Annotated in this window: 26 protein-coding genes, 5 tRNA genes and 1 pseudogene; 17 read left to right on the top strand and 15 right to left on the bottom strand. The window is 36.2% G+C overall.

All coding sequences use genetic code 11. From position 1 onward, the window contains the following. Positions 1-159: 159 nt before the first annotated feature. On the bottom strand, positions 160-1296 hold the full coding sequence (locus CINF_RS02125; RefSeq protein ID WP_179975573.1) for a putative transporter: 1137 nt from the start codon (positions 1294-1296) through the stop codon (positions 160-162). Continuing rightward, positions 1293-1988 (bottom strand): SIMPL domain-containing protein, encoded by a 696-nt coding sequence (locus CINF_RS02120; protein WP_179975572.1) that lies wholly within the window; start codon positions 1986-1988, stop codon positions 1293-1295. Before CINF_RS02120 ends, CINF_RS02125 begins: the two co-directional genes overlap by 4 nt. A gap of 87 nt (positions 1989-2075) precedes the next feature. Here CINF_RS02120 and CINF_RS02115 point away from each other — a divergent pair, with 87 nt between their 5' ends. The 14 genes and pseudogenes from CINF_RS02115 (at position 2076) to CINF_RS02050 (ending at position 15911) form a co-directional block, all read left to right on the top strand. Next, the gene (locus tag CINF_RS02115) at positions 2076-2732 is read left to right on the top strand and encodes a uroporphyrinogen-III synthase (RefSeq protein WP_179975571.1); all 657 of its coding nucleotides are present in this window, start codon (positions 2076-2078) and stop codon (positions 2730-2732) included. Positions 2733-2735: 3 nt separating this feature from the next. Further along, positions 2736-3200: a hypothetical protein gene (locus CINF_RS02110; RefSeq protein WP_179975570.1), complete on the top strand. Its 465-nt coding sequence runs from the start codon at positions 2736-2738 to the stop codon at positions 3198-3200. A gap of 144 nt (positions 3201-3344) precedes the next feature. After that, complete coding sequence (locus CINF_RS02105) at positions 3345-4394, top strand: flagellar basal body P-ring protein FlgI (RefSeq protein WP_179975569.1); 1050 nt, start codon at positions 3345-3347, stop codon at positions 4392-4394. Positions 4395-4681: 287 nt separating this feature from the next. Continuing rightward, positions 4682-4891, top strand: a pseudogene (locus CINF_RS02100) (rod-binding protein); the annotation flags it as partial. 45 nt (positions 4892-4936) lie between these two features. Beyond that, a complete protein-coding gene (locus CINF_RS09050) occupies positions 4937-5137 on the top strand; it encodes a flagellar biosynthesis anti-sigma factor FlgM (RefSeq protein ID WP_178696572.1) in 201 nt (66 codons plus the stop codon). A gap of 62 nt (positions 5138-5199) precedes the next feature. Next, positions 5200-5646, top strand: coding sequence for a flagellar export chaperone FlgN (locus CINF_RS02090; RefSeq protein WP_178696571.1), 447 nt, complete (start codon positions 5200-5202; stop codon positions 5644-5646). A gap of 10 nt (positions 5647-5656) precedes the next feature. Beyond that, complete coding sequence (flgK, locus tag CINF_RS02085) at positions 5657-7516, top strand: flagellar hook-associated protein FlgK (RefSeq protein ID WP_179975568.1); 1860 nt, start codon at positions 5657-5659, stop codon at positions 7514-7516. Positions 7517-7665: 149 nt separating this feature from the next. Next, complete coding sequence (locus CINF_RS02080; RefSeq protein WP_179975567.1) at positions 7666-8217, top strand: DUF507 family protein; 552 nt, start codon at positions 7666-7668, stop codon at positions 8215-8217. Between the two features lie 51 nt (positions 8218-8268). Beyond that, a complete protein-coding gene (gene carA, locus CINF_RS02075; RefSeq protein ID WP_179975566.1) occupies positions 8269-9417 on the top strand; it encodes a glutamine-hydrolyzing carbamoyl-phosphate synthase small subunit in 1149 nt (382 codons plus the stop codon). A gap of 46 nt (positions 9418-9463) precedes the next feature. Then, positions 9464-11917, top strand: a complete 2454-nt coding sequence (locus CINF_RS02070; RefSeq protein ID WP_179975565.1) for a tetratricopeptide repeat protein — start codon at positions 9464-9466, stop codon at positions 11915-11917. Between the two features lie 525 nt (positions 11918-12442). Beyond that, entirely contained in the window at positions 12443-12763 is a 321-nt protein-coding gene (locus tag CINF_RS02065; RefSeq protein ID WP_179975564.1) for a hypothetical protein, read from the top strand. A 198-nt stretch (positions 12764-12961) separates the two neighbouring features. Continuing rightward, positions 12962-13426, top strand: coding sequence for a type II secretion system protein (locus CINF_RS02060; RefSeq protein WP_420808762.1), 465 nt, complete (start codon positions 12962-12964; stop codon positions 13424-13426). A 529-nt stretch (positions 13427-13955) separates the two neighbouring features. Next, entirely contained in the window at positions 13956-14381 is a 426-nt protein-coding gene (locus tag CINF_RS02055) for a type II secretion system protein (protein WP_179975563.1), read from the top strand. A 138-nt stretch (positions 14382-14519) separates the two neighbouring features. After that, complete coding sequence (locus CINF_RS02050) at positions 14520-15911, top strand: anaerobic C4-dicarboxylate transporter (RefSeq protein WP_179975562.1); 1392 nt, start codon at positions 14520-14522, stop codon at positions 15909-15911. A gap of 362 nt (positions 15912-16273) precedes the next feature. Here CINF_RS02050 and CINF_RS02045 read toward each other — a convergent pair. The 8 genes from CINF_RS02045 to CINF_RS02010 all read right to left on the bottom strand — a co-directional run bounded on the left by CINF_RS02045 (position 16274) and on the right by CINF_RS02010 (position 19949). After that, positions 16274-16358: transfer RNA gene (locus CINF_RS02045), tRNA-Leu, on the bottom strand. A gap of 9 nt (positions 16359-16367) precedes the next feature. Further along, positions 16368-16444: transfer RNA gene (locus CINF_RS02040), tRNA-Arg, on the bottom strand. A gap of 33 nt (positions 16445-16477) precedes the next feature. After that, positions 16478-16554 (bottom strand) — tRNA-Arg (locus CINF_RS02035). A gap of 6 nt (positions 16555-16560) precedes the next feature. Then, positions 16561-16637, bottom strand: a tRNA-His gene (locus tag CINF_RS02030). A gap of 2 nt (positions 16638-16639) precedes the next feature. Continuing rightward, positions 16640-16717 (bottom strand) — tRNA-Pro (locus CINF_RS02025). Between the two features lie 421 nt (positions 16718-17138). Next, a complete protein-coding gene (gene purN, locus CINF_RS02020) occupies positions 17139-17711 on the bottom strand; it encodes a phosphoribosylglycinamide formyltransferase (RefSeq protein WP_179975561.1) in 573 nt (190 codons plus the stop codon). After that, positions 17708-19123, bottom strand: coding sequence for an NAD(P)H-hydrate dehydratase (locus CINF_RS02015; protein WP_179975560.1), 1416 nt, complete (start codon positions 19121-19123; stop codon positions 17708-17710). Before CINF_RS02015 ends, purN begins: the two co-directional genes overlap by 4 nt. A gap of 85 nt (positions 19124-19208) precedes the next feature. Next, positions 19209-19949 (bottom strand): sulfite exporter TauE/SafE family protein, encoded by a 741-nt coding sequence (locus CINF_RS02010; protein WP_179975559.1) that lies wholly within the window; start codon positions 19947-19949, stop codon positions 19209-19211. A 107-nt stretch (positions 19950-20056) separates the two neighbouring features. Between CINF_RS02010 and CINF_RS02005 the strand changes: the two genes are divergently transcribed. Next, positions 20057-21223, top strand: a complete 1167-nt coding sequence (locus tag CINF_RS02005; RefSeq protein WP_179975558.1) for a tetrahydrodipicolinate N-succinyltransferase N-terminal domain-containing protein — start codon at positions 20057-20059, stop codon at positions 21221-21223. Between the two features lie 54 nt (positions 21224-21277). Here the strand turns inward: CINF_RS02005 and hemJ are convergent, their stop codons facing one another. The 5 genes from hemJ to CINF_RS01980 all read right to left on the bottom strand — a co-directional run bounded on the left by hemJ (position 21278) and on the right by CINF_RS01980 (position 25525). After that, positions 21278-21724, bottom strand: coding sequence for a protoporphyrinogen oxidase HemJ (gene hemJ, locus CINF_RS02000; protein ID WP_179975557.1), 447 nt, complete (start codon positions 21722-21724; stop codon positions 21278-21280). Between the two features lie 50 nt (positions 21725-21774). Next, positions 21775-22212: a signal peptidase II gene (lspA, locus tag CINF_RS01995; RefSeq protein ID WP_178696556.1), complete on the bottom strand. Its 438-nt coding sequence runs from the start codon at positions 22210-22212 to the stop codon at positions 21775-21777. Between the two features lie 9 nt (positions 22213-22221). Next, positions 22222-23355 (bottom strand): PilZ domain-containing protein, encoded by a 1134-nt coding sequence (locus tag CINF_RS01990; protein WP_179975556.1) that lies wholly within the window; start codon positions 23353-23355, stop codon positions 22222-22224. A gap of 153 nt (positions 23356-23508) precedes the next feature. Continuing rightward, on the bottom strand, positions 23509-25170 hold the full coding sequence (locus CINF_RS01985) for an SLC13 family permease (protein ID WP_179975555.1): 1662 nt from the start codon (positions 25168-25170) through the stop codon (positions 23509-23511). Positions 25171-25360: 190 nt separating this feature from the next. Then, a complete protein-coding gene (locus CINF_RS01980; protein WP_178696559.1) occupies positions 25361-25525 on the bottom strand; it encodes a hypothetical protein in 165 nt (54 codons plus the stop codon). 143 nt (positions 25526-25668) lie between these two features. On the opposite strand from CINF_RS01980, the gene CINF_RS01975 reads away from it, so the two are divergent. Beyond that, complete coding sequence (locus CINF_RS01975) at positions 25669-26286, top strand: carbonic anhydrase (RefSeq protein WP_179975554.1); 618 nt, start codon at positions 25669-25671, stop codon at positions 26284-26286. Further along, on the top strand, positions 26283-26450 hold the full coding sequence (locus CINF_RS01970) for a hypothetical protein (protein WP_179975553.1): 168 nt from the start codon (positions 26283-26285) through the stop codon (positions 26448-26450). Before CINF_RS01975 ends, CINF_RS01970 begins: the two co-directional genes overlap by 4 nt. The last annotated feature ends 35 nt before the right edge of the window (positions 26451-26485 follow it).

The following is a 26485-nucleotide window of genomic DNA, read 5'->3' as shown; positions in this document are numbered from 1 at the left end:
TTTACCATCTTTTTTAATTAAAAAACTACCGCAATTTAGACATTTTTTGTTCATATTTTTCAAGCCTCTTAAATGATGAATTTAAGGGGTATTTTAGCAATTTTTATCAACACTTTTTACCATTAAGCCAAATTTTAAAATTTTAAAATTTGGCCTTTATTACCATTTAATGCTTTGTTCAAATTCTTTAAGGCGTTTGTGAATGCTTCTTAGCTCAGTTATTAGCGTCCAATTCTCAATAAACACAGAAAAACTCTCCCTAACTTGCGAAAACGCATTGCTAACTTGGATTAAAATCCCAAGCGTGATAACTCCCGTAAATAGCCCAACACCCATTATCACAAAAGGCACAATCACCATAAGCTGCGAAAACGAAATAAGCCAAATATTAAAATAACCATAATGCAAAAATAAGCGATAAAAACTAAATTTCACCCCACTAAATAGCTCAATCATACTTGGCAAACTTGCATAATTTTGCTTATTATCTTCTGCAAACACCAGCTCTTTTCTAAAAGCTGCTTCGCTTTTTTGTATGTTGTATTCAAGTTTTGGCAGTTTTATGCCCACAAACCACGAAATTATCAACCCGCCAACACTAACAATCAACGCCACCCAAACAAGCGCGCCAGGAATATCTTTAAAAAAAGGCAAATCCACTCCATTGCTAAGCCCCCAAAGCACGGGTATAAAAGCAATTAGCGTCATTATCGCCCGCAAAGTTTTTAGCCCTAAATCCTCAGTAATTTTAGCAAAGCGATAAATATCTTCTTGCAAGCGTTGGCTAGAACCCTCAATATCGCTTTTACAAGCCTTCCACTTATTAAAATACGCAAAAGTCATAGCCTCGCGCCATCTAAAACACCAATGACTAGCAAAAAACACGCTCAAAGCGTAAATAATCACATAAGGCATAGCAATGAATAAAAAGGTTTTAATTTCTTGCCAAAAGGCTGAAATTTTAATGTTTATGGCGTTGTTTTTTAGCTCTTGACAAGGGTTTTGGCTAGCAGGGCTTTTGTTATTAAAATTTTGTGATGAAGTTTGATTAAAATTTTGAGTGTGTTTATTAAAATTTTGCTTATTATTTTGCTCTAAAAACCTGTCTTGGCAAGCATTTAGCTCTTTAAACTCGCTATAATCGCTAGCATTTTGAGCCAAATCATAAAAACTTTTATACCAATTATTTATAGCCACATTCAAGCTAGTTTGAACCACAAGCGAAAGCACAAGCACTAAAAGCCCGCCATATGCCCATAACGTCCATTTTCTACTAGCAAAAAACGATGAAATCATTTTAATAAATATTGTATTTGCGTAACCACGCGCACGATTTTGCGCTCTTCAAGCCCTGTGGCCGCATTTTCAATGCTAAAAAGCCCTTGCGTGGCGTGTTTAATCTTGCCTAAATTGCTATTTGAATCCTTAGCAAATTGCTCGGCTGCTTTTCTTGCGTTTTTTGTAGCAAGTGCTATCATTTCAGGCTTTATATCGTTTAATTTAGTAAATTCATAATTTATTTTATTTTCATAATCTTGCTTTATGGCAATGCCCTTATCCACAAGCTCTAATAAGCCCTCATTTGCTTTTTTAACAGCACTTATTTTATCTGTTCTTATCAAAAAATTAAGCTTAGCAATATAAATATATTGCATTTTTTCTTGGTTTATATATGGATCTAACAAATTATTAGTAATTGAGGGCGAAAGTACGCTAAAATCACGCTCATTTAAACCTTTATCTTTTAAATACAAGCTTACAATCTCGCTTTTTTCTTTTATGGATTTTTGTAAATTTTCTAAGTTATTATCGCCTAAGCCAAAACTAAGCTGCCACACGGCCAAATCAGCATTAACCTCGCGCTGTGCAAGCCCACGCACGCTAACGCTTGCTTCTTTTGGATTAATACTAGAAAATCCAAGCGAAATAACGATAGAGGCTATAACCAAACAAATCCCAAGAAAGTAAAAATTATTTTTATTTTGCATGTCTTATCCTTAAAATTTTTGGCAAATTGTAGCAAAAATTGCTATTTTTTAGCATTAAATAGCTATAATTAAAACTTTGGAGCCAAAATGAGCAAAATTTATTTATGTTCAAATACCAAAATCAACGATAAAAATGTAGAAAATTTATCCCTTTGCAAGATAAAATTTATGCCCTTTAAGCTTGATTTAAATGCCTATGACGCGCTGATTTTAACTAGCAAAAACGCTATAAAAGCCCTGCGTTTTAATCACATAAGCCCAAATGTTAAAATGCAAGTCTTTGCCATCGGCAAAAATAGCGCAAGCTCTGCTAAGCGCTATGGATTTAGCGATATTTATACCGCTAAAAACTCACTAGGCAATGCCTTTGGGTTAGAAATTTTGCCCTTTTTAAAGGATAAAAAGGCACTTTATATTTGCGCTAGTAAAAGAGCTAGCAAATTAGATGAAATTTTATGCCAAAACGGCGTAGATTTACACACGCAAATAGCCTATGAAAATATCATAAAAACTGAAATAAACGCCCTTAAAGCACCGCCAAAAAATTCAGTTTTGATTTTTACAAGTCCGCTAAATGTAAAGGCATTTTTAACGCATTTTTCTTGGGATACTAGCTATGAAGCAATAGCTATTGGCGCCACGACAGCAGCGGCTTTAAATTTTATTTGTAAGCCAAAAATCGCTAAAAATCAAACAATAAAAGAATGTTTAAATTTAGCAAAACAACAACTCACAAAAGGATAAAAAATGGTAAGAATGTTTAATGATAGCGCGTTTATCGCCTCAGCTAGAGTGCAAATTAGCGAGCAAATCAATCAATGCTTAAATGATTTGGGCGGATTAAATAGCGTGGTTAAAAGCGCAAATATCGCAAAACTAGATGATAATGGCCTAGCTTTAATAAATGAGGTAAAAAATGGCATTAGCCAAATCAGTTCTTTACTTCAAAACGCAAACACAATGCTATCAAATATCGAGCATTTTTTAATTAGCGATGAATTTCCAACAAGCCAAGAGATGCAAGAAAGCATTAAAAATAGTGGTGCCGATGCAAAAGCCTTAGATGAACTTGATGAATACAAACAACTAAGCCAAAACACAAAATTAAAATTTGCCTTTATAGCGTGTAATTACGAGCTAATCTCGCGTATGCTTGATAGCGCAAGCGAGCTAAGCGCGGTATTGCTAAAAGCAACAAATAAAATTTCTTAATTAAATTAAGCAAGAATTAGCACTAAATGCTAGCTCTTGCGTTTAATCCTTATAACACAAAATCACCGCTTTTTACGCAAATTTTAAAGCAAAAACAAAAAAGGAATAAACTTTGCTTAAAACCTTAAAATTTTAAGGATAAATATGCGTAGTTTTGTATTATTTTTACTTATTTTAATCAGCGCAAATAGCGCACAAATCAAAGATTTAGCAAGCGTTATAGGCGTAAGAGAAAACCAATTAATAGGCTATGGTTTAGTAGTTGGTTTAAATGGCACTGGCGATGGCTCAAATAGCGAATTTACAATACAATCGCTTTCAAATATGCTAAAAACGGTAAATGTTCAAATAAACCCAGAAGATATAAAAAGCAAAAATACCGCTGCTGTCATGGTAACAGCGCGCCTGCCAGCATTTGCAAGACAAGGCGATGAGCTAGATATAACAATCAGCTCAATAGGCGATGCAAAAAATTTAATGGGCGGAACGCTTTTATTAACCGCATTAAAAGGCGTAGATGGTGAAATATACGCGCTAGCACAAGGCAATTTAACCCTTGGTGGCTCAGCTAAAAAAGGCGGCAATCACCCAACAGTGGCTACGATTTTGCGCGGAGCATTAGTAGAGCGCGAAGTAGCCTATGATATAGCAAGCAAAACAGATGCTAGCCTTAGCCTAAAATCATCAAATTTCGCTGTGGCTAAAAAGCTACAAGATGCGATCAATGCCCGCTTTGATAATTCAGCCATAGCAATTGATCCGCGCACATTAAACATCAAAAAACCAGCCCAGCTTAGTATGGTGGAGTTTTTAGCAATGGTGCTAAATCTTGAAATCGACCATCAAGCAGATGCCAAAATAATAATCGATGAACGCACAGGCACCTTAGTAAGTGGCGGCCAGATAAGAGTAGATAGCGCTGTAATCTCGCATAAAGGCATTACGCTAAAAATTGAGCCAAACTCTTATGTGCCTTTTGATGAAAAAAATCCTGCGCCAAATACTATGGATTTAGGCTTTGGCACTAGCATAGATGTGGCCAAAAATACGCTAAATGTGGATAATTCTTACACCACGCTAGCAAATGTAACGCGCGCATTAAATAAATTAGGCATTAGCCCAAGCGATATGATAGCAATTATTGAAAATTTGCGCCGTGCTGGGGCTATTAACGCACAAATAGAAGTAATTTAAGAAAGAAAACAATGAACGCAAATCTAAACACCGCACTTGCGCTAAATGCCTTTGAAAACGCACAAATGGCTAAGTTAAAAACAAGCGAAAAATTAAGCACTATGATTAAAAACGCAAATGAAACTATGCCATCACAAACTAATGCGAGTTTGCTAGCAAATAGCGAGTTTGGCGATATTTTAGCCACTAAAATAAGCCAAAACGAAAAACAAATTCAAAATCTCAAAGCACAAAATGGAACACAAATTGCTAATAACTCAAATAGCGCATCAAGCATTGATAAAAAGGCATTAAAAGAACAAACAGACGCTTTTGAAGCCTTTTTTATAAAAACCATCCTTGATATAGCCATAAGCACGCAAAATCCGCTCTTTGGCAAGGACGCAAGCGATCAAATCTATAACTCAATGTATAACGACACAATGTCGCAAGCATTAAGTGGTGGTTTTGGTTTTAGCAACTTGCTTTATGATTTTTTATTACAAAGAGCTAAATAAAAAAAATTATGTGCCGATATGCCTGCAAATTTTCAAGGACGAAAAATGCTAACAAGCGTAAGCCAAAATGCCACCTTTACTGCCCTAAGCAGCAAAGATAGCACCAAAAACATAAAGCAAGCACAAATAAAAGCACAAGATGCAAGCCAAGATAAAATAAATAAAATCACCAAAGATATAGAAAATGGCGATTATAAAATAGATTTAGGCGCATTAGCAGCTAAGATAGCAGATGAGCTGATTTAATTTAGCTCGCTGTTTAGTGCCTAGCGTGTGCGCTAATTTTAAACTAAACAAAGGGAGCTAAAATGATCGATAAATACCTAAATGATTGCATTCTAACACTTCGCAAGATTATTGATATAACAAATCAAGATATAGAAAATATCAAAAAAGCAAAGCACGATGAAGTAGGCCCTCACAGCGAGCAAAAAACAAAACTTTTAAGTGAGTTTGAAAATATCAAAAAAGATTTAGATGCCCAGCTTTTAGAGCTAGCCACAAATAATCCAAATCAAAATCTTTCGGATTTATTATCACAAGATAGCAAAGATAGCTTACAAAAACTTCGCGCCACGCTAATTGAGCTAAAAAGTGTAAATTTTGAATATGCCAAAAATTTAGTGGTGGTAAAGGAATTTTTTGATTCACTACTTGGCAAAATGCTAGGCAAAAGCATAAATAGCCTCTATGCTGCCAAATCCAAAACACCGCTAAATCAAGAAAGCGAAGAAATTTTTAAAGCTAGGGTTTAAGGGAGATAAGATGGGAATTTTTGATGCATTATATACAGGCGTTTCTGGCTTAAATGCCGCCCAAATACAAATCCAAACCACAGGCCAAAACATAACCAACGCAGATAGTGAGTATTACACGCGCCAAAGAGTTGTTCAAGTTGCTAATGAAGCATTTCACACAAAAGGTGGCGATATAGGGCGCGGGACTATGGTTCAACAAATCGTGCGCGTTCATGATGAGTTCGTTTTTGGGCGACTTACTTCATCTTATAGCAATCTTGAATACACAAGCTATAAAGAGCAAGTCTTACAAGAAGTAAATCAAAAATTCCCAGATCTAGCAGATAGTGGTATCTTAGAAAATATCAAAAAATATTTTGCTATGTGGAATAACTACGCCTCTCACCCAAACGAAGCAGCGCAAAAAACCGTGCTAATTGATTCAGCAAATGTTCTAATGGGCAATATCAACGACTCTTATGAAACCCTAAATAAAATCCGCGATAGCGTAAATGACCAGCTAATCTTAGCCGTAAATGAAGTAAATGATATAGCAAGGCAAATCGCTGATATCAACAAGCAACTCCAACGCACCGAAATAAACACAAGAATAAACTCAAACGATTTACGCGATAAACGCGATGCGCTTGAATTGCGCCTTAGCAAACTCACAAACATAAACTCTTTCAAACAAGATGTATCAAGCAACAGCAGTTTTGATGATGCCACAATCTATGATATGGGTAAAAACTACACCCTAAGCATAAATGGCATAACCTTAGTTGAGGGTGAAAATTTTCACGAAATCAAAATGGATACCACGCACAGCGAGCGCGGGTATTCTACATTATTTTATGAATTAAACGATGAAACGCGCATAGATATTTCATCAAAATTTACAGGCGGTAAAATCGCTGGTATGCTTGATTTGCGCGGACGATATATGACAAGCGATGGAAAAATGCGCGATGGAATTTTAACCACTTACCAAGATAACCTTGATGCCTTTGCCAAAACCTTTATAACACAAACCAACAGCGTTTATGCAAGTGGCGCGGTTAAAGAAATGGTGTCTGATTATCTAAAAGATGCAAAAGCTAACACAACCTTACAAAACTACGATAATGGCATAAAAGATGGCGATATTACGGTTAAAATTTACAACACCCAAGGCAATGTAGTAGCAGAGCGCAAAATAAGCATAAACGCCTCAACAACGCTAAATGACATCACGCGCGGTAATTCTATCGTCCAAGATTTTAATAAAAATTTAGACGATAACAACGATCAAAATTTTAATAACGACATAGATGATTATTTCAAAGCAGTTTATACCTGGGACGAGCATACACAAACTGGCAATCTCAGCTTTAAACCAACTGAGAAAAACCCAACCGGTTTTTATATAGCCATCGAAGATAATGGCACGAATTTCGCAGGCACTTTGGGATTAAGCAAATTTTTAGACGGACAAAATGCTAGCAACATTAGAGTAAATGAAGCAATCCAAGCAGATCCAGCATTACTTCATGGCGGCAAAAGTCCTCAGCCAGGCGATAATTCTATGGCAAATGCCATGATAAACTTACAAAATGTCAAACTCCCATTTAATAGTCGCACAGGTGGCGATAGAGATGAAACTATCAGCGGTTATTACCGCTATATAACCACACAAATGGCAAGCGATACACAAAGCACAATGACCCAAAACGCCACAAACACAGCAATAAACACCACCGTAAATGCCCAGTGGCAAAGCATAAGCGGGGTTAATATGAATGAAGAATTAAGCAATTTAATGCGCTATCAAAGCAGCTATGGTGCTGCTGCAAAGGTAATCACCACAGTTGAAAAAATGCTTTCTACCTTGCTTGAATTAAAACAATAACCCACGCTAAAACGCTAGCAAATAAAATTTTAATTTATTTTGCTAGCTGCTTTTTAAAATTTATTATTCTTTTAACTTAAAATTTCACCATAAAAGCTAGTTTTAACAATAACTAGCTATAATCGCGCCCAAAAATTAAGGGACTAAAAATGCGAATTAAAGAGCCACACGCGCAATACATCGCGCGAAAAATCTCCATAGAACTTCACAAATGCGGTTTTGTTAGTTTTAAAAGTGGTTTAGAGCAAGTTGCACAGCTCGCACAAGAAATTTTATTAGCCGATATAGCTAGCGAGCGCGCACTAGAAGCAAAAGTAGAGCAAATTTTAAACGAAAACGAAAACGATATAGAGTTTATGCAAGTAGATAGGCGCAATATGTTTTGGCTTATTAAAAAACGCCTAGCGCGCGATAGTGATTTTATTTTAGAGCATGATGATAGATATTCGCGTATCTCACACGAAATTTTAAATCAAATCTGGCAAAAAGATTTAATCGATTATAAAGTAAGCGAGAATAAGGTTAAAAATGTGATATATTCAGCCATTGAAGGATATCTAAAAGGATTTAGCCAAGCAGAAGATGCCGCATTTGATGAATTAGAAAAAAGAGAAAAAAAGCTAGTTGTAGGTAGCGATGAATATGAAATAGCCTATCATAAAGCATATGAAGAGCAATTAAAAAAACGAGGCATTATTTAGCTTGGGCTATTAAATTGAAATTTTAAATCTTAGTTAAAATTAAGGATTATTATGAAAGCGTATATTTACCTAGAAAATGGCGTATTTTTACAAGCCAAAGCCAGTGGCAAAGGCGGAACCATCAGCGGCGAAATGGTCTTTAACACCTCAATGAGCGGTTATCAAGAAATCATCACAGATCCAAGCTATGCTGGGCAGTTTATAGTTTTTACCGCACCTGAAATAGGCATAGTAGGTTGTAATAACGATGATATGGAAAGCTTTAAAATCCACGCTTGCGGGCTTTTTGTGCGCCGTCTTAATGAGTTTAGCTCAAATTACCGCTCTAAAAGCACTTTAAGCGAGTTTGTAAGCGCACAAAATAAAATAATTATCCACGACATAAACACAAGAGCCTTAACCAAAATGATACGAGAAAAAGGCGTTTTGCGCGCTGTCATCTCCACACAAATTAGCACAAAAAGCGAACTAGCAAAGGTGCTTGAAAACTCAGCAAGAATCGAAGAAATCGATCTAGTAGAGCAAGTTACAACCAAAATGCAATACTCACACGATAGTGGCATTTGGGATTTTGAGAGCAATTCTTACTCAAACCCTGTAAAAATCGGCAAAAAAGTAGCCGTTATAGATTATGGCGTAAAGCGCAATATCTTAAATGAATTAAGCTCAGTAGGCCTTGATGTGGAGGTGTATCCAAGTAGTGTCCAAGCTAGCGTGCTAATAGACGCATTTAACACAGGCAATATCCAAGGCGTTTTTTTAAGCAATGGCCCAGGCGATCCGCGCACGCTAAAAGATGAAATCGAGCAGATTAAAAAGCTAATTGAAGCAAAGGTGCCTATGTTTGGGATTTGCTTAGGCCATCAACTGCTCTCAAATGCCTTTGGCTACGAAACTTATAAATTAAAATTTGGCCAGCACGGTAGCAATCATCCAGTCCAAAACCTACAAACAAACACAGTAGAAATCACTAGCCAAAACCACAATTACAATGTCCCAGAATTCATCGCCGAAATCGCCACGATCACCCATCGCAATCTTTTTGATGGCACGATTGAGGGCGTGCGCTATAAAGATGCGCCGATTTTTTCGGTGCAATATCACCCTGAAAGTAGTGCTGGCCCGCACGAGAGCGAGTATTTATTTAAAGAATTTTTAGAAATTTTAAGTGATAAAACGCAAAATCAAAATGTTGAATAATTTAGGCTAAGATTTAAAATTTTAAAATTTCAAAAGCAAGGCAAAGATGAATAAAAAGTGTTTTTTATTATATTTTTTCATATTTTTTTCCTTTGAACTTTGCGCTTTTAGCCTTACGCTAAATAATGGCAAAACAAATGGCAATGATTATTATGTAATCCACCTTGAAAACAGCGCGCCCTTTTCTTGTAAGGTTAAAATCGGCGATAATTTCTACCCGCCAGATACTCGCCACGATGGAGCCGACACACACATAAACAGGCAATATTTTTGCTTTATTAGCGGTGATTTTAGCAACAAACCTCAAAGCCAAAAATTACCATTTATGGATTTAGAATTTAAAAGCGAAAAAGACGGCTACTGGGTGATAATAAAACCAAAAATTTTATCTCGCATTTTTAGCATAGATGGGCATTTGTATTCTAGCAATGATACCAAGCAAGGCCAAGGGCTAAAATCCCGCCATTACACCGTTATTTTAAATGAAAACATCAGCCAATCGCTTTCTAAAACGCGCCCTGAGCTTGATTTCCCTATAATTTTTCCTAATCTTACCTTGCCTTATATAGGCGCGCTTGATTTTAATAAAGAACCCCTAAGCATAGGCAAAGAAGATGATATCAACGACTACATCAATATCAAAAAACTCTACGAAGCACAAAACTACATAGACACGCTAAAAGCGAGTATGCTTGCGATTAAAAATTATCCAAATAGCGTGTTTTTGGGTGAGTTTATGCTTCATTATTTGCGCTCATTAGATGCTATGAAAAATAACGCAGAAGCTAGTGAAGAGCTTGAAAAAATGAAAATTTCAAGAAGCGATGAGATCATAAAACAAGCTAACATTTGGGTGAAAAATTTCGCCAGCGATAAGGCATATCCTGAGGTGCTTTATATGCTAATGAAAGGCTATTTAGATAATGATAGCTTGGGCAATGCCGAATATATGATAGATTTATTAAAAACAGAGCATGAAAGCTCGCCTTGGACGCAAAAAGCCCTGCTAGCTTATGCTGATTTTTTGGCAAATACAACGCGCTTAGATGATGCGATTTTGCTTTATGAAGATGTGCTTTATGCTACTAATGATATCCAAATAGCCAGCCAGGCCGCAATGCAACTAGCCGCAACCGAGCTAAGATTAAATAGATTAGAGCGCGCGAGTATGTATTTAGATAAAATTTTAACTGCCAATCCTAGCTTTCTAGCCACGCAGCAAGACGCCTCAATCAACTTAGCCCAAAGCTTTAAAGAAGCTAAATTATTTGAAAACGCACTTAAAATTTACGAGCTTATCTTAAAAAATAGCGATATTAAAGATGAAATTTACGAGCTTGCTTTAAGAAATTTAGCCCTAAGTCCAGCAGATGACAAAACCAAGCAAAAAATCTTTTTTTATTTAAAAAAATATCAAAAAGAATTCCCAAATAGCCAATACCTCAGCCTTATTGATACTGCTATGGATAGGTTATTTTTTGATATTAATAAAAACCAAAACAAAGACAAGCTTCAAAAATCCTACGCCCAGCTAATGCAAAAATACAAAGGCTCTCAAATAGGCAAACGCGCGCTTTTAGAAAGTGCTAGTTTAAGCTTTAATGATGGCGATTATAAGAGCGTTTTAAACCTTAGAGATGAAATAAGAGAGGCTAATGATACCAAAAGCTTTATTATCTTACAAAACTCAGCGATCGCGCTAGCAAATGACGCTAACACGCATAAAGCTTGCGCGCGCCTTATGCTTTTAATTGATGAGTTTAGTATAGCAAGCGATATAAAAGATAAATATAAATTATTTGCTTGCTACATTCAAAGAGCGCGATATAAAGAGGCCTTAGAGCTTACAAGTGCTGGCATAGAAAGTGGGGATTTGCGCACGCGCGTAGAGTGGCTAAGCAATGCAAGTCAGGCTTTATTTAATCTTGGCCTTTACAATGACGCGCTAAAAGCCGCAAATGACGCTATTTATGAAGCCAGACGCCTTGAATACTCAGATCCTAGCAAGGCGATATTTTACCGCTTTTTTAGCCTTTTGCGCCTTGATAAATTAGATCTTGCCCTAACTAGCATAGATGAAATCACAAAGCTTAAAGGCACGGATTTTATGTATATTCAAATGTGCGATGCAGCAGCTACTTATGCTAGCGCAAATAATTTTCACACAAGCGCGATAAAATACGCCAAAATGGCACTACAAGCCCAAGCCAGATTAAAAATCGACACTTTTAGTCCACAAATTGATTTTATCTACATCGATAGCTTAAAAAACCAAAATTTATACAAAGAAGCGATGGTAGCAAGTGCTAGGCTGATTGAGCTTAATTTAAAAGATGCCGACAAAGCGCGCGCATTATACACCCTAGCCGATTTACAGCTAAAAGATGGAGCGCGCGAGTATGCCCAAAACACTATCGCACAATGCCTAAATCTAAAAACCGCCTCCCCGTGGCAAGAGCTTTGTAAGCAACAATCCCAGCTCTTAAAAAACGATTTTTAGCAAATTTTAAAATTTCATTTTTTAAAATTTAATTTATAAATCCGCTAAATTTTAAAAATTTAATTCATAAATCCGCCAAATTTTAAACTCGTGCCACGCAAATTTTTATCCGCCAAACGCCCAAATTTTAAAATTTATTTTTAACCCACGCCAAAAACCAAATTTTACCACTCTTTTATGAAACTCGTCCGCCACATTCTTAGCCACAAAACAAACTTTAAAATTTCAATTTTATTCAACGCACCAAACCAATCACGCCCGCAAACTCTCAGCCACGCGCACGCACGCCCGCTAATCAAACCGCCCAGCCATTAAAATTTCACGCCAAACTCTCAGCCACAATCCAAAAAAAATAAATTTTAAAATTTCAATTTACTTCAACACACAAAAATCCCGCCCTTTAAACTCTTAGCCAAAATAAAATTTTAAAATTTCATTCAACAAATCTGCCAAATTTTAACCCAGCGCCCGCCATTTTTTTAAAAGCAAACCACGCGCCCGCAAACTCTCAGCCCCACACCCGCAATGCTCTTAGCTACGCGCGCCACGCCATTATTTAAGAAAAATCCGCACTCGCAACGCCCCAAACCGCTCCACCTTTTAATCTCACCGCACGCACAAAAACCCGCCTACCCACACAACTCCGCCACGCCTTTAATTCACACGCTCCCAAAATGCGACCCACAGCCACAAAACACAATGAAATTTAGAAAATTTAAAGAATTTAGAGAATTTCAAAATGCAAAATCACAAAATTTTAAAGATTTTATAAAATTTAGAGATTTTATAAAGCAAAAAACATTAAAATTTATAAAACATTTACCAAATTTTAAAGAAATTTATTAAAATTTTTAAAAAAATTGAAATTTTTTTTTAAAAAAACTTTATGTAATTTAAGCTTAGTTTAACCCCCCCCTATAATTCTTGTGCTTGCTTGAAGCAGGCACTAAGCAGACGGTGGCTTACTCCAAAAATCTCAATCATAGGGCTAGCGTTTGCTTAGGATTTCAACACAAGGAGTTTTCGATGAGAAAAGGTTTTACGATGATTGAGTTAATATTTGTTATCGTAATTTTAGGTGTTTTGGCGTCAGTAGCGATACCAAGACTAGCAGCTACAAGAGATGATGCAGAGGTGGCAAAGGCGGCGACAAATCTTACCACTGCGGTGAGTGATATTACGGCGTATTATACGGCGAAAGGTAAATTTAGTACACCAAATGATTTTACCAAGATTACAAATGCGCTAGATAAAAGTGGTAAGCTTAATGTAAAAGGTAACAAGACTTGCGTAACTGTAAAATTACCTGACACTGCAACACAACAAAAAAGTGGTGCAGTTAATCTTACCTTAACTTTCAATAAAAGCCAAGACCCTGTATGTAAACAACTAGCAAAATTTCCAGGAATTTTAACGATGTGTAAAGTTGATACTACCACTAATACCAATGCAGAGGCTCCAGATACTTGCGAGATCCAAATCGGTGGCTCAGGTGGCATACAATTCTAAGCTAACGCCTAAGCTAATTTAAAGCTTAATTCGCGCTAATTTATTTTTAGCGTTAATTTTAAAATAAATTTTAAGCTTAATCACCCCTTGAAATTCTAAAAATTTCAAGGGGTTTTTTTATTTTTATTCTTTAAATTCTAATTTTCAAAAAATCTTTTAATCTTAAAATTTCAAAAATATTTTTCAAAACCCGCACAGAATTTAAATCGCAAAAAAAATAATTAAAATTTTTAAAAAAACCCGTGCAGAATTTAAAATAAAAAAAGCAAATTTTTAAAATTTTAAAAATCCAAATAAATTTTAAAATGTCAAAAATCGTTAAAATTTCAAAAATTTTATAATTTTTTTTAAATATAAAGTTAATTATTTAAAAAATATAAAATTTATATTTAAAGAAACTTTATATTAAAAAAAATTTTTTTTATTAAATCGTAAATAAAAATTTGTTAATTTTAAGCTTGTTTTTATGAAAAAAACATTATCCTTGCGTTTTAAATTTTAAAATAAAGATAATTTTAAGAGAATAAAAATGAAAAAAGCTTTTAGTGTGGTTGAATTTTCGTTTATGATATTAATTTTAAGCATTCTTGCGTCTGTGGCAGTTTCAAAATTCTCAGCGATTAAAGATGATGCCGAAGTTATAAAAGCAGCAAGCGATCTTAGCACCGCAGTAACTGACATAGCCACTTATTACATCGTAAATGGCGAGTTTAACGATAATTTACACGCAATGACAGAAGCTGTCGATGAAAACGGCCATATCTTTGCAAATAAAAATATTTCATGCGTTTCTATAAGCGTGCCAGATAAAAACGCAAGAGAATTTAATGTAAGCATAGACGATAAAAACGCGCTTTGCGTAGCACTCAAAGACTCAAAAAAAATAAAAAATCTCTGCAAAGATAATGTGGCTAATTGCAAAATCAAAATAGAAGATTTGCAAGTGGCTTGGTAGCTGGTAAAATAAAATCTTGCTTAAATTTTAATATCTCATCGCAATTCATTAAAAATTTTAATAAAAATTAAGAAAAATAAAAATACAATTTTATCTCGTTTTTGCAATAAAATCACAATAATTCTTAAAGGAGAATTTATGGAGTTTTTAACCTCTTTAAGCGATGGCAAGCAGTTTGCTATACAGCTAATTATCGTTTTGATTTGCCTTTTTTATGGGGCAAAAAAAGGCGGTATCGCGCTTGGCTTGCTTGGCGGAATTGGCATTTTTGTGCTGACTTTTCTTTTTCATGTAAAACCTGGTAAGCCAGCAATTGATGTGATTTTTACGATTTTATGCGTGGTTGTAGCAAGTGCTACTTTGCTTTCAAGTGGCGGGCTTGATGTGATGCTACAAATTGCTGAGCGCATTTTAAGGCGAAATCCAAAGTTTTTGACTATACTTGCACCTTTTGTTACTTGGTTTCTTACCATACTTTGCGGCACGGGGCATGTGGTTTATACGATGATGCCTATTATTTATGATATAGCCATCAAAAACGGCATTCGCCCAGAGCGCCCTATGGCAGCCTCGTCTATTTCATCGCAAATGGGGATTATTTGCTCGCCTGTAAGCGTAGCAGTAGTTAGCCTCACAGCTATGCTTTTAGCCCCAAATGTTACGCATATACAAGGCTTTGATGGGTATGTGGATTTGCTAAAAATCACCATTCCAAGTGGTGCTTTTGGCGTGCTTTGCGTTGGGATTTTTTCATGGTTTAGAGGCAAAGATTTAGATAAAGACCCCATATTCCAAGAAAAACTCAAAGATCCAAAATTTAAAGAATATGTTTATGGCGAAAATAAAACGCTTTTGGGCGTGGAGTTGCCGACAATTCAATGGACTGCTATGTGGATATTTTTGGGTGCGATTGCCTTGGTGGCGATTTTAGGAATTTTTAGCGATTTACGCCCTGCTTTTGATAATGGTAAGGGAGTGATGAAGCCAATGAGTATGGTTGCTGTGATCCAAATGTTTATGCTTATGGCTGGCTCTGCGCTGGTGATTTTTACAAAGGTAAAGGTTAGCGACATAGGCAATAACGCTATTTTTAAATCAGGTATGATAGCGATGGTGGCGGTGTTTGGTATATCGTGGATGGCTGATTCGATGTTTGCCGTGCATACTCCAATGCTTAAAACCGCACTAGGCGATGTAGTAAAAGAACTCCCTTGGACTTATGCGATTATGCTACTTTTGATTTCAAAATTTGTTAATTCGCAAGCGGCGGCACTAGCGGCATTTGTGCCACTAGCACTTGGCATTGGCGTAGAACCTGGCATTATTGTGGCGTTTTCGGCTGCTTGCTATGGATACTACATTTTGCCGACTTACCCAAGCGACCTTGCGACCATACAATTTGACCGCTCAGGCACAACGCATATTGGTAAATTCGTTATAAATCACAGCTTTATTATCCCAGGGCTTATTGGCGTTTCTACTTCTTGCGTGGCGGGTTATGTTTTAGCACTCGTGGCAGGTTATATTTAAAATTTCATTCTTTTAAACTTCTCGCAAATCCTAGGATTTGCGAGCCAAACTTAACCTAAATTTACAGCAATTTACAGCGCAAGAAATTTTAAATATTTTGTGAGTTTTTATAACATTTATTAAACCTAGCTGATTATACGATTTTTTTGCTTGATTTTTTGATTGATTTTTTTTGCTTGATTTTTGTAATTTGACAAAGCTATAATTTTGTATTTTGGCATTGCCCTACCCGCAATACCTGTTATACTGACCACAAAATTAAATTATAAAAACGAATAACTAATGTTGTTATGATATAGCTCATCAGGTAAGAAAGCTTAAAACCTTGAAATATCGATAAATATGGCATTTGAAAAAAGTGGTGGTGCGGACGAGAGGACTTGAACCTCCACACCTTGCGGCACTAGATCCTAAGTCTAGCGTGTCTGCCAATTTCACCACGTCCGCATAAATAAATGGTACGCCCAAGAGGATTCGAACCTCTGGCCTACGGCTTAGAAGGCCGTTGCTCTATCCAGCTGAGCTATGAGCGCTTAAAAAACGCTGCTAAACTTCGTCGCACAAAATGGTGCGCCAGGTAGGAGTCGAACCCACAACCTACAGATCCGAAGTCTGTCGCTCTATCCAGTTGAGCTACGAGCGCAAAAAGTGGGGTGAGTAGTGGGGATCGAACCCACGACCCTCAGGACCACAATCTGATGCTCTAACCGACTGAGCTACACTCACCATGGTCGGGGCGAAAGGATTCGAACCTTCGGCCCTCTGGTCCCAAACCAGATGCGCTAACCAGACTGCGCTACGCCCCGAAAACGAGTTCCGCTGCTAAAATGTTAAAAAAGAGCGAAATTGTAGCAAAGTAATCTTAAAAATAATTTAAAATATAAAAATAACTTGATTTTATAACAAATCCACAAAGCTATTTCAAGCAAATTTTAAATTTAGCAAAACTTAAATTTAAACTTAATCTAATTTTAATTTACTACAAAAAGATTTTAGATTATAATTTTATTTGCTTGTATTTATCTAGCAAAAGCAAGAAAAATTAAAATTTGCTCATTATTAAAATAGCTCAAAGCACCACGCAAACTATCTTTTAGGCATTTTCTAGCTAGCAAAACCAGCCAAATTAAAATAGCCCTAAAATAATTTAGCTTAAATTTTAAAACTTACCAAAAGCCACAATTTATACTAAATTTTATATAAATTGCGCTCACATCAGCCCCAAAATTATTTACAAAGCAATTTTATGATGGTTTTTGGCAAAATTTTATGCTCAATGGCATGGATTTTTTTCTCCCAAGCTTTAAAATCGCGATTTTTGCGCTTAAAACTGCGTTGAGCGATGATTTTACCGCTATCTAGCTCGCTACTTACCCAATGAACGCTAACTCCGCCTATTTGCATATCGCTTTGAAAACTTTCTTTAATGGCATTTGCGCCTTTAAATAATGGCAAAATGCTAGGGTGTAAGTTTATGGCGCGCACATTATCACAAAATACCGGCGTTAATATTCTCATAAAGCCAGCAAGCACGACTAAATCTACATTTGCGCTTTTTATTTTTTCTACTAAAACCTTATCAAACTCTTGCCTACAAGTAAAATCTTCGTGGCTAATAATCGTGGTTTCAAGCCCATATTTACGCGCTCTTACTATACCAAAAGCGTTTTTATTATTACAAATTAAAAGCGAAATTTTAATTTTTGTTCCATTGAAGCGTTTATTGTGTAATTTTTTAATAATTGCTTCTAAATTTGAACCATTTGAGCTAAAAAGCACGGCAATTTTTTTTGTTTTCATAGTTTTTTTAATCCTTTTATAATATCATTTGGGCTAAATGAAAAGTCGTTGCCATCGTAGTTTAAGGCTGTTTTGGCATGAGCTAAAACGCCTGTGATGGCAGCATTTAAGCTAGTATAATTTTGAGCCAAAAGTGCTAAAATAATGCCAGCTAGGGCATCGCCACTGCCACCAACTGCTAGCTTTTGAGTGCCAAGAGCGCAGATATAAAGCCGGCCATTTTGCGCGATGATGGTATTTGCGCCCTTTAAAACCAGCGTGCTAGCAAATTTTAAGCTAAACTCTCTTGCAAGAGCAAATTTTTCTTGTTGCGCTTGTTTTATGTCAATTTGGCCAAAACCAGTAAATTTTAACAAACTTACAAATTCCTTTAAATGCGGTGTTAAAACGCATTTTTGGCTCTTAGCAAAGCTTAAAATCTCCGCGCGCCCAAACATATCCGCATCAATCACGCAAGGCAAACTTAAAATTTCATTAAAATTAAAAGTTACATCGCCAAGTCCCATACCGCACGCTACGGCACTAGCCCCTTCAAAGCTTGATTTTTGCATAATTTGCGCATCGCAATTAGCTAGCATTGTGGCATCAAAATTGTAAATGCTAACCTTGCCAGCGCCCATATTTAGCGTCGCTAAACTTGCAAGCAAGCACGCCCCGCTCATCTGCCCGCGCACGACAAAAGCATGCCCAAAATCGCCCTTATTTACATTTTTTTGCGTTCTATTTGGCAAGCACATATCAGCAAATTCAAGCAAATAATCGCCCTGGCTAGCTGTTTTGATAAAATTTTGCTCGCTTAATCCAAGATTTGCAAGCACGATCTCGCCCACAAAATCCTTAGCCATATCGCCATAAAGTGCGAGTTTTAGCGCGCCCATACTTACGCAAAGATCCGCCCTAAAACACAGCGGTGAGGGATTTGCGCTCATATCCAAGCCACTAGGTACATCAACAGCTATCTTAAATGCGTCTATTTCATTAACGGCGCTAATTATTTGACAAAGTTCTTCTCCCAAATCCCTATTAAACCCAGAGCCAAAAATACCATCAACAATACAATTAAAATTTATAAAATTTTCTTTATAGTTTTGATTAAAATTTGCTTTTTCAAGCACGCTTATGCCATAATTTTTGGCAATTTTAAGCTGAGTTGAGGCGTTTTGATTTAATCTATCAAAAAGCAAAAAAATCACGCATTCATAATCCCCGCTAAGCATTCTAGCACAAGCAATAGCGTCAGCTGCGTTATTTCCGCTGCCACATAAAAATGCAATTTTTGAGCCAAATTTTAATCTTTTTTTAATTTCATCAGCCACGGCGCGAGCGGCATTTTCTTGTAAAACCAGCTCAGCCAAACCCGCATTAACCGCGCTTTTATCAAGTTCTTGGCTGCTTAAAAATATTTTTTTCATTTTTGCCCTTTAAGATGGCAAATTATACCAAAAAGTGCGATGGAAAATAAAAATTTTAATTTAGCAAATTTTAAAATTTAGAGCATTATTTATAAGCAATAAGATTATAAACTAGCAAAGCAAGCATACTTATATTAAGTGCTACTAAGCTCCATTTTTGCGTGGTTTTGTCTATTTTATGATGAGCTAGCGTGCCAAGATACACGCCAAAAAGCGCGCCAAAACTTAAAAGCAAGCCAGCCTCATAATCAATAAAACCCCCAAACCCAAGACTAAGCAAGCCACCAAAAGAGCTAAAAATCACAAAAAATAAACCCAAAGACACGGCTTTTTTAATATCCACGCCTAAAAATCCTACCAAAATCGGCATCAAAAACACAGAACCTCCCATGCCTATTGATATAGCCACAGCCCCAATAACAGCCCCGAGAATAAAAAGCAAGGCTAAATGTAGCTCTTTTTGGCTGTTTTGCTTGTTTGTTTGTGAAAAAATTAGCCGTAAAAGCGCTAAAAAAATCGTAAAAATCAGCAATAATTTAAGATAAATTTCAGGCACATTTGAAACTATAACCCCACTAAATGAACCACCAATTAGCGCGCCAAAGCCAAGAGAAAGTGCGGTTTTTAGCTCAAATTTTTGTCTTTTGTAATTAAAATAGCTCCCAAAAAGCGCAGCAATAAACATTTGCATAACGCTAATGCCAATTGCCATTTTAATATCATAACCAAGCGCAAGCAATATAGGCACTAGCACAGTGCCGCCACCTATGCCAAAAAAGCCAGAAATCAAACCAGTCAAAACACCTATAAATGGTAAAAAAAGCATAATAAAATCCAAATTTTAAAATAAAAAGCGCCCATTGTAGCTAAAAAAGATTGAAATTTAATTTTTATGCTAAAATATGCCAAAATTTTGCCAAAAAAGGGGATAAAATGAAAGATTTTAACGAAATAGCCAAGGATATAAAAGCGCTAAGCACTTGGCGCGATCCGCTAGCTTTTAGCATAGCAAGAATTACGCCAAACGATGATGGCAAGACGCTTTGTGCTAATTTTGGCGTGATAAATTATAAGAGCAGTTTTGTAAGCGCTGGCGTGATAATAAATGCGCTAATGAAAAATGGAGTAAGTTTTGATTTTAGTCAAAGTGAAGTGGTGGCTTTGCTTGATAAAAATATATTAAAAGATGCCTTACATCCTTTTGAATCGCTATTTGATGAGCTTGATAAACACGCAAATGTGCGCGCGTTAAAAGTTGCGCTTGATGAGATTAAAGAGCATAAAAAGGCTATTTTTAAGGTTGTGTTTTTATTTGATGATAGCGCGCCACAAAGCATTGAAAGCGTGTATTTAAAGCTTTATTTGCTATCAAAAAATTTTGTAAAACCAAGAGAGATAAACCTTGATGGAGCATTTAAAATTTTACCAAATCTCGCCTGGGACGAGCATGGCAGGCCTTATGAATTAGAATATTTACGCAAAAACGAAATAGAGCTAAAAATGCGTGGCAAATACCCAAACATCGCATTCATCGACAAATTCCCGCGCTTTTTATCGCATATTGTGCCAAGTAGCGATACCACGCGCATACTTGATAGCGCCAAGGTTAGATTAGGCGCGCATATAGCTAGCGGCACGGTGGTGATGCCTGGTGCTAGTTATATAAATTTTAATTCAGGCACTCTTGGTAGCGTAATGGTAGAAGGGCGCATTTCAAGCAGCGTAAGAGTTGGCGAAGGTAGCGATATAGGCGGAGGTGCTAGCATTTTAGGCGTGCTTAGCGGGACAAATGGCAATCCTATCAGCATAGGCGAGCGTTGCTTGCTAGGCGCAAATAGCGTAACTGGCATACCATTAGGCGATGATTGTATTGTAGATGCTGGTGTAGCCGTGCTTGAAGGGACAAAAATTTTCATCAGCGAAGAAAACAGACAAAAACTTGCCAAAATCAATCCAAATTTTAATTTTAACGCCACGATTTACAAAGGGCGCGAGCTTGCAGGGCTAAATGGCTTACATTTGCGCCAAGATAGCCAAAGCGGACAAATAATTTGCGCTCTAAGCATTAAGGCTGTAAAATTAAACGAAAACTTACATTAAAATTTGCTTTTAGCGATGATTTCATAATCATCGCTTTAAATAAATAATTAAAATTTACGAGTTTGCATTTACTATCATCGCATAAACTATAACCGCCATGATAAGAGTTGGGATTTCATTATAAGCTCTAAAAAATTTACCGCTTTTTTGGCATTGATCTTTGGCAAAAAGCCTTAAATAATATCCTAAACTAAAATGATAAGCCACCAAAAGCACAGCACAAAGCAATTTAATATGAAAATATCCCATTTGAATAAGCTCTGGTTTATAAATAAAAAATATAGCCAAACCACTAGCTATACTCGCTCCCATCGCAATCCAGCCTATGCCATTATATAGCTTGCGCTCTTGGATTTTTACAACCTTTACAAAATCCGCATTATTTAAGTTTTCAGCATGATAAACAAAAAGCCGCGGTAAATAAAAAAGCATCGCCATCCACGAAATAAAGGCTAGATAATGTATAAATTTAAGCCAAAAATAAAGCCAAAAATAATCCATAATTGTCCTTTTGTGTGGTAAAAATTATTAAATTTTAAAATTTTAAATTATTATTTTTTAAAAATTAAGCGTAAAATAATAAATGCGATGCCTAGATTTATCATTACATCGGCAAAATTAAACACAGCAAAGCTAAAACCTTTATGCCAGTAAAAATAATCCACCACGCCTGTATGTATGTATCTGTCGATCACATTTGATACCCCAGCGCCTAAAATTATGCCAAGTTCGATCTTAAAGCGTGCTAGCATTTGCTTTTGGCCTAATAAATAACCAAAAATAAGAAAAACAAGTGCGGTTTGTATGATTTTAAGATATTCGCCTAAAAAGGCAAACCACGAAAACGCCACGCCTTTATTATAAACTAATTTTAAATCAAACCAAGAACCTTGATAAGCAAATCCGTGTAAAAAAAGCCATTTAATAGCTTGATCAATTAATAAAACTATAAAAAAAGCAATAAAAAATTTTAATAAATCAGCGCGCATTAACTAGCCTTAATTTTGAGCATTATTGCATAATTCTTCGATGGTTTGTCTAATGCGCATATCACAAAATTTCGTTATGTTTTGAACCATTGGTTGTGGTTTTGCCACCTTACAACAATACCTCATCGCACCTTGATAATTCAAAGCCACCACCAAAACCACAAAAAGCGTAATATCCATCCTAGATCCGCCCATATCTAAGCTAAAAGTAGCTTTTAATTCTTCGCCGTTTGACCAAGTGGATTCTTGCGTGCTAACTACGCCTATACCGCCTTCGCTAATATCATAGATTTTACCGGTAATCATTGTATTTTCAGGGCCAAAAAGTTTTGCTGAAATTGCTCTATTAGGATGGACACGCGGATAACGGCGCATTAGGGCGTAATTTTTTGTGCTACGAGAAAAATCATCAAGCGTTATGGTGCGCGCTGCTAGGTTGATATTAGCGATTTTAGCTTGAATGCCTGCGGTGATATTTTTATCTTGGATTATATAAGCATAGCCTTCTTTTTTAATAGCTTCAAGTTGTAAAGGGCTAATACTAAAAGTAACGCCGTTTTTTTCGATTTTAATAATCTTGCTTTTGCTTTTTATCGGCACGCCTTTATAAAGATTTAAAAACACTACATTTGCATTTTTGTTCTTAGCTTTTTTAAGCTCAGCAAACATATCGCCGTATAAATTTAATCCGCCATCTAAGGTTATGGTATTTGCTAATGGCTTTTCATCTTCTATAATTTCTTTTCTTATAATCTCATCTTCTTTAATAAAGCCAAATTCCACGCCAAAAGCCTGAACCGCATTTGTCATATTTACTATATTATGCATCATTTCAGGGCGTTCTTCATTTATCATACGAGCAAAGTGATTAACCAAACGCAACATCGCAGCTGTGGTAATAAATTTCGCCAACATATCATTATCATTAAAGCATTTTAAAAGCACATCTATAACCAGCGTTTTATCGCTTACGCCCTTGATGATATTATGAAATACAAGTTTCATCGCATCTTCAAGCTCATAAGGATCTACATGCTTTTCTTCTACTTCTAGGGCAACCTTAGCAAATTCTACAAAATCCTTTTCAAGCCTAGGAAATAAATCATAGCAATTGTGTAGTTGAACATAGCCTTCATATTTCATATTGTGTCCTTGAAAAATCCATGATTGTAGCAAAATTTAGCCAAATAATACAATAAAATTTTGCTTGTAAAATTTTGAGTTTGAAATTTTACTATTTAAAATTTCGCCGTTTTTTATATTTTCAACTAAAAACGGCGATTAAATTTTAAAATTTTAATACGATAGATTAAACACACTTGCGCCTATTGTCATCACAACAAGCGTAATCAAAGCTATGCTAATTAAATTTAGCCAAAATCCTGCTTTTACCATATGTGAAATTTTCATATACCCAGAGCCATAAGCAATGGCATTTGGCGGAGTAGCCACAGGCAGCATAAAAGCGCAAGTAGCTGCTAGTGCCACAGGAATTGTAAATAATAAAACATTATGCTCTGTGTATCCAAGCCCAGTAGCAACGCCAATAATCACCGGTATAAAAGCTGCGGCTGTGGCGGTATTTGAGGTTATTTCTGTTAAGAAAATTACAAGAGTAGTAACCGCAAGCACAATCACTATCATCGGCATCGAACTTAGCGCACTTACTTGCTCGCCTATCCACAATGAAAGACCAGTTTTGCTAAACTGAGCTGAAAGTGCCAAACCACCGCCAAAAAGCAATAATATATCCCAAGGCAAATGCTTAGCCGTAGCCCAATCAATCAAACGCTCGCCACTTTTATTTGCTGGTATTATAAAAAGAGAGATTGCCACGCTCATCGCAATTATTGAGTCCAAACTAGCTATTTTAATGCCATAATATTTTAAAATAACGCCCAAAAACACCCAGCTAAAAGCAGCCAGCACAAAAATCACAGCGACTAATTTCTCGCCTGTGCTAAATGCTCCAAGTTTTTGTAATTCTTTTTTAATAACTTCGCGCCCGCCTGGTATTTCATTTATTTCAGGTGGAAAAAGCACATAAACTAATAAAGCCCAGCACGCCCCAAGCATTACAATACTAAGTGGCACGCCCATTATCATCCATTGCCCAAAGCCAATATCTACGCCCATTTCTTTCATATTGCCGACTAAAATCGCATTTGGTGGAGTGCCAATTAAAGTCCCAAGCGAACCAAGGCTAGCTGCATAAGCAATGCCAAGCATTAGTGAAATTCCAAAATTTGAAGTGTAAGCAGAAGTTTTATCTTTTACTTCTTGAACCATATCATCGCCGCCATGTAATGCTGTATTTATCACGCCACCTTGGACGCTTTGGGTTACGGCGCTATCTTCAAGGATAGTTTGAGAATCCACGCTGGCTGATTGTGGAATTTGCTTGCCGGTAAGTTTAGCCACCAAATAAAGCACGCTTAATCCAACTGGCAACATCATCACAGCCGTTGCTGTATTGCTAACCCACATAGATACAAAGCCAGTAGCTATCATAAACCCAGCCACCAAACGCCTAGGACTAGTCCCTACTAAAAGCACGATACCAAGGGCGATTCTTATGTGTAAATTCCATTTTTGCATAGCAAGAGCAAGCACGAATCCGCCCATAAATAAAAAAATCGTATCACTAGCATATGGCCCAACCGCGCTTTTAAAAGCATCCACGCCAAGTAGCGGAAATAACACCATCGGCAATAACGCAGTTGCTGGCAAAGCAATGGCTTCAGTCATCCACCAAATGCCCATTAGCACAGACACAGCAGCCACAATCGCTAGCCCATCTGTATTTAGCTTTTTAGCACCAGCTGCTGCTTGAGCGATTTCACCGGCATTTGAGGGCATTAAATAATAAGTTAAAATCGCCCCCAAAACACCAAAAATTAGCCCGTAGATTTGCACTAAGTTTGTCTTAGAATCCACAGGCGAAGTATGTTGTTGCATATTCTCCCCTTTTTTGGATAAATTGAGCGATTGTAGCTGATTTTTAAATCATTATGTAATAAAAAGTGAAAATTTATAAAACAAAATTTTAAATTTGTGTAAAATCGTAACATTTTTAAAAAAATATTTTTTAGCTTGCTTTTAACTTAAAATTTCACCTTCAATCTTTTAAAATTTGCCTAAATACTGGCTATTTTTTTAATGCTTCATTTGCTTTTTTAACTCCATCGCTCCATAAACTTTGTGGCTTTAAATTTTGCCTTGCGTTTAATTGCGGTTTTGGCGTTAAAAAAGTGCTTGCGCCAAGAACACAAGCTGCTTTAAAAAAACGCCGTCTTGGATTTTGCTCATTCATTTTTACCCCTTAAAATTTGTAAGTATAAAGTTAAAATTTATTTTTTTTAGTAAGAAAATCACAAAAAATTTTTAGCGAAATTTTGAAATTTTATTTATTTATCTTGCTATAATTTCGCATTTTTGTAGCAAATAGGGGATTAAATGTCGATTATTGAAGGTGCGATAAAGTTTATGCATTCTGGTTTTAGCGAGTATAAAGAGCTTTTTAAAAACCTAAGCAAAAGCCAAAATCCGCACACGCTTTTTATAGGCTGTTCTGATTCGCGCGTGGTGCCAAGCTTAATTACTAGCACCTTGCCGGGCGAGCTTTTTGTGGTAAGAAATATCGCAAATATCGTCCCAAAATACCGCTTAAAAGATGAATATTTAGCAAGCACTTCGGCTATTGTTTATGCGATAATGTCGCTTAAAGTTGAAAATATCGTTATTTGCGGGCATAGTGATTGTAATGGCTGTGCGGCGATTTATGATGATAAAAAATTACAAAATATGCCATCAGTTGCGCGCTGGTTGGAGCAGTTAAATGAAGTAAAGAACGAAATTTTAAACTCTAATTCATCAGCTGATGAGCGTGGCTGGCTAACTGAGAGGCTATGTGTGCTTCAAAGTATGGAAAATATCCGCACTTATCCGCAAGTCAATGAACGCGAAAAAAACGGGCTTTTACGCATTTATGGCTGGCATTATATAATTCAAACTGGTGAAGTTTATAGCTATGAAAATGAAGAGTTTATTTTATTAAATAAGGGGAGAAAATGAGAAATTTTGATGATGATTTTGAAGGTTTTGAAGAAGAAAAAGACGGCTTTGATGAAGGCTATGATGATGATTATAGCAGCTGGGACGATGGCCATAAAAGCAATAATTATGATGATGACGATTACGAATACAATGATGGTAGCGATGAAGAAGAAGATTTTTAAAATTTTAAAATTTAATAATTTTTGTGCTATTTGAA

Origin of the sequence: Candidatus Campylobacter infans (assembly GCF_013416015.1) — a bacterium.
GTDB lineage: Bacteria > Campylobacterota > Campylobacteria > Campylobacterales > Campylobacteraceae > Campylobacter > Campylobacter infans.
This window is presented reverse-complemented; position numbering and strand designations above follow the sequence as displayed.

Bases quoted from the DNA above. Each gene is read 5' to 3' on its own strand.
- CINF_RS02125 (WP_179975573.1), bottom strand. From the start codon at position 1,296: ATGATTTCATCGTTTTTTGCTAGTAGAAAATGGACGTTATGGGCATAT.
- CINF_RS02120 (WP_179975572.1), bottom strand. From the start codon at position 1,988: ATGCAAAATAAAAATAATTTTTACTTTCTTGGGATTTGTTTGGTTATA.
- CINF_RS02115 (WP_179975571.1), top strand. From the start codon at position 2,076: ATGAGCAAAATTTATTTATGTTCAAATACCAAAATCAACGATAAAAAT.
- CINF_RS02110 (WP_179975570.1), top strand. From the start codon at position 2,736: ATGGTAAGAATGTTTAATGATAGCGCGTTTATCGCCTCAGCTAGAGTG.
- CINF_RS02105 (WP_179975569.1), top strand. From the start codon at position 3,345: ATGCGTAGTTTTGTATTATTTTTACTTATTTTAATCAGCGCAAATAGC.
- CINF_RS09050 (WP_178696572.1), top strand. From the start codon at position 4,937: ATGCTAACAAGCGTAAGCCAAAATGCCACCTTTACTGCCCTAAGCAGC.
- CINF_RS02090 (WP_178696571.1), top strand. From the start codon at position 5,200: ATGATCGATAAATACCTAAATGATTGCATTCTAACACTTCGCAAGATT.
- flgK (WP_179975568.1), top strand. From the start codon at position 5,657: ATGGGAATTTTTGATGCATTATATACAGGCGTTTCTGGCTTAAATGCC.
- CINF_RS02080 (WP_179975567.1), top strand. From the start codon at position 7,666: ATGCGAATTAAAGAGCCACACGCGCAATACATCGCGCGAAAAATCTCC.
- carA (WP_179975566.1), top strand. From the start codon at position 8,269: ATGAAAGCGTATATTTACCTAGAAAATGGCGTATTTTTACAAGCCAAA.
- CINF_RS02070 (WP_179975565.1), top strand. From the start codon at position 9,464: ATGAATAAAAAGTGTTTTTTATTATATTTTTTCATATTTTTTTCCTTT.
- CINF_RS02065 (WP_179975564.1), top strand. From the start codon at position 12,443: ATGCTCTTAGCTACGCGCGCCACGCCATTATTTAAGAAAAATCCGCAC.
- CINF_RS02060 (WP_420808762.1), top strand. From the start codon at position 12,962: ATGATTGAGTTAATATTTGTTATCGTAATTTTAGGTGTTTTGGCGTCA.
- CINF_RS02055 (WP_179975563.1), top strand. From the start codon at position 13,956: ATGAAAAAAGCTTTTAGTGTGGTTGAATTTTCGTTTATGATATTAATT.
- CINF_RS02050 (WP_179975562.1), top strand. From the start codon at position 14,520: ATGGAGTTTTTAACCTCTTTAAGCGATGGCAAGCAGTTTGCTATACAG.
- purN (WP_179975561.1), bottom strand. From the start codon at position 17,711: ATGAAAACAAAAAAAATTGCCGTGCTTTTTAGCTCAAATGGTTCAAAT.
- CINF_RS02015 (WP_179975560.1), bottom strand. From the start codon at position 19,123: ATGAAAAAAATATTTTTAAGCAGCCAAGAACTTGATAAAAGCGCGGTT.
- CINF_RS02010 (WP_179975559.1), bottom strand. From the start codon at position 19,949: ATGCTTTTTTTACCATTTATAGGTGTTTTGACTGGTTTGATTTCTGGC.
- CINF_RS02005 (WP_179975558.1), top strand. From the start codon at position 20,057: ATGAAAGATTTTAACGAAATAGCCAAGGATATAAAAGCGCTAAGCACT.
- hemJ (WP_179975557.1), bottom strand. From the start codon at position 21,724: ATGGATTATTTTTGGCTTTATTTTTGGCTTAAATTTATACATTATCTA.
- lspA (WP_178696556.1), bottom strand. From the start codon at position 22,212: ATGCGCGCTGATTTATTAAAATTTTTTATTGCTTTTTTTATAGTTTTA.
- CINF_RS01990 (WP_179975556.1), bottom strand. From the start codon at position 23,355: ATGAAATATGAAGGCTATGTTCAACTACACAATTGCTATGATTTATTT.
- CINF_RS01985 (WP_179975555.1), bottom strand. From the start codon at position 25,170: ATGCAACAACATACTTCGCCTGTGGATTCTAAGACAAACTTAGTGCAA.
- CINF_RS01980 (WP_178696559.1), bottom strand. From the start codon at position 25,525: ATGAATGAGCAAAATCCAAGACGGCGTTTTTTTAAAGCAGCTTGTGTT.
- CINF_RS01975 (WP_179975554.1), top strand. From the start codon at position 25,669: ATGTCGATTATTGAAGGTGCGATAAAGTTTATGCATTCTGGTTTTAGC.
- CINF_RS01970 (WP_179975553.1), top strand. From the start codon at position 26,283: ATGAGAAATTTTGATGATGATTTTGAAGGTTTTGAAGAAGAAAAAGAC.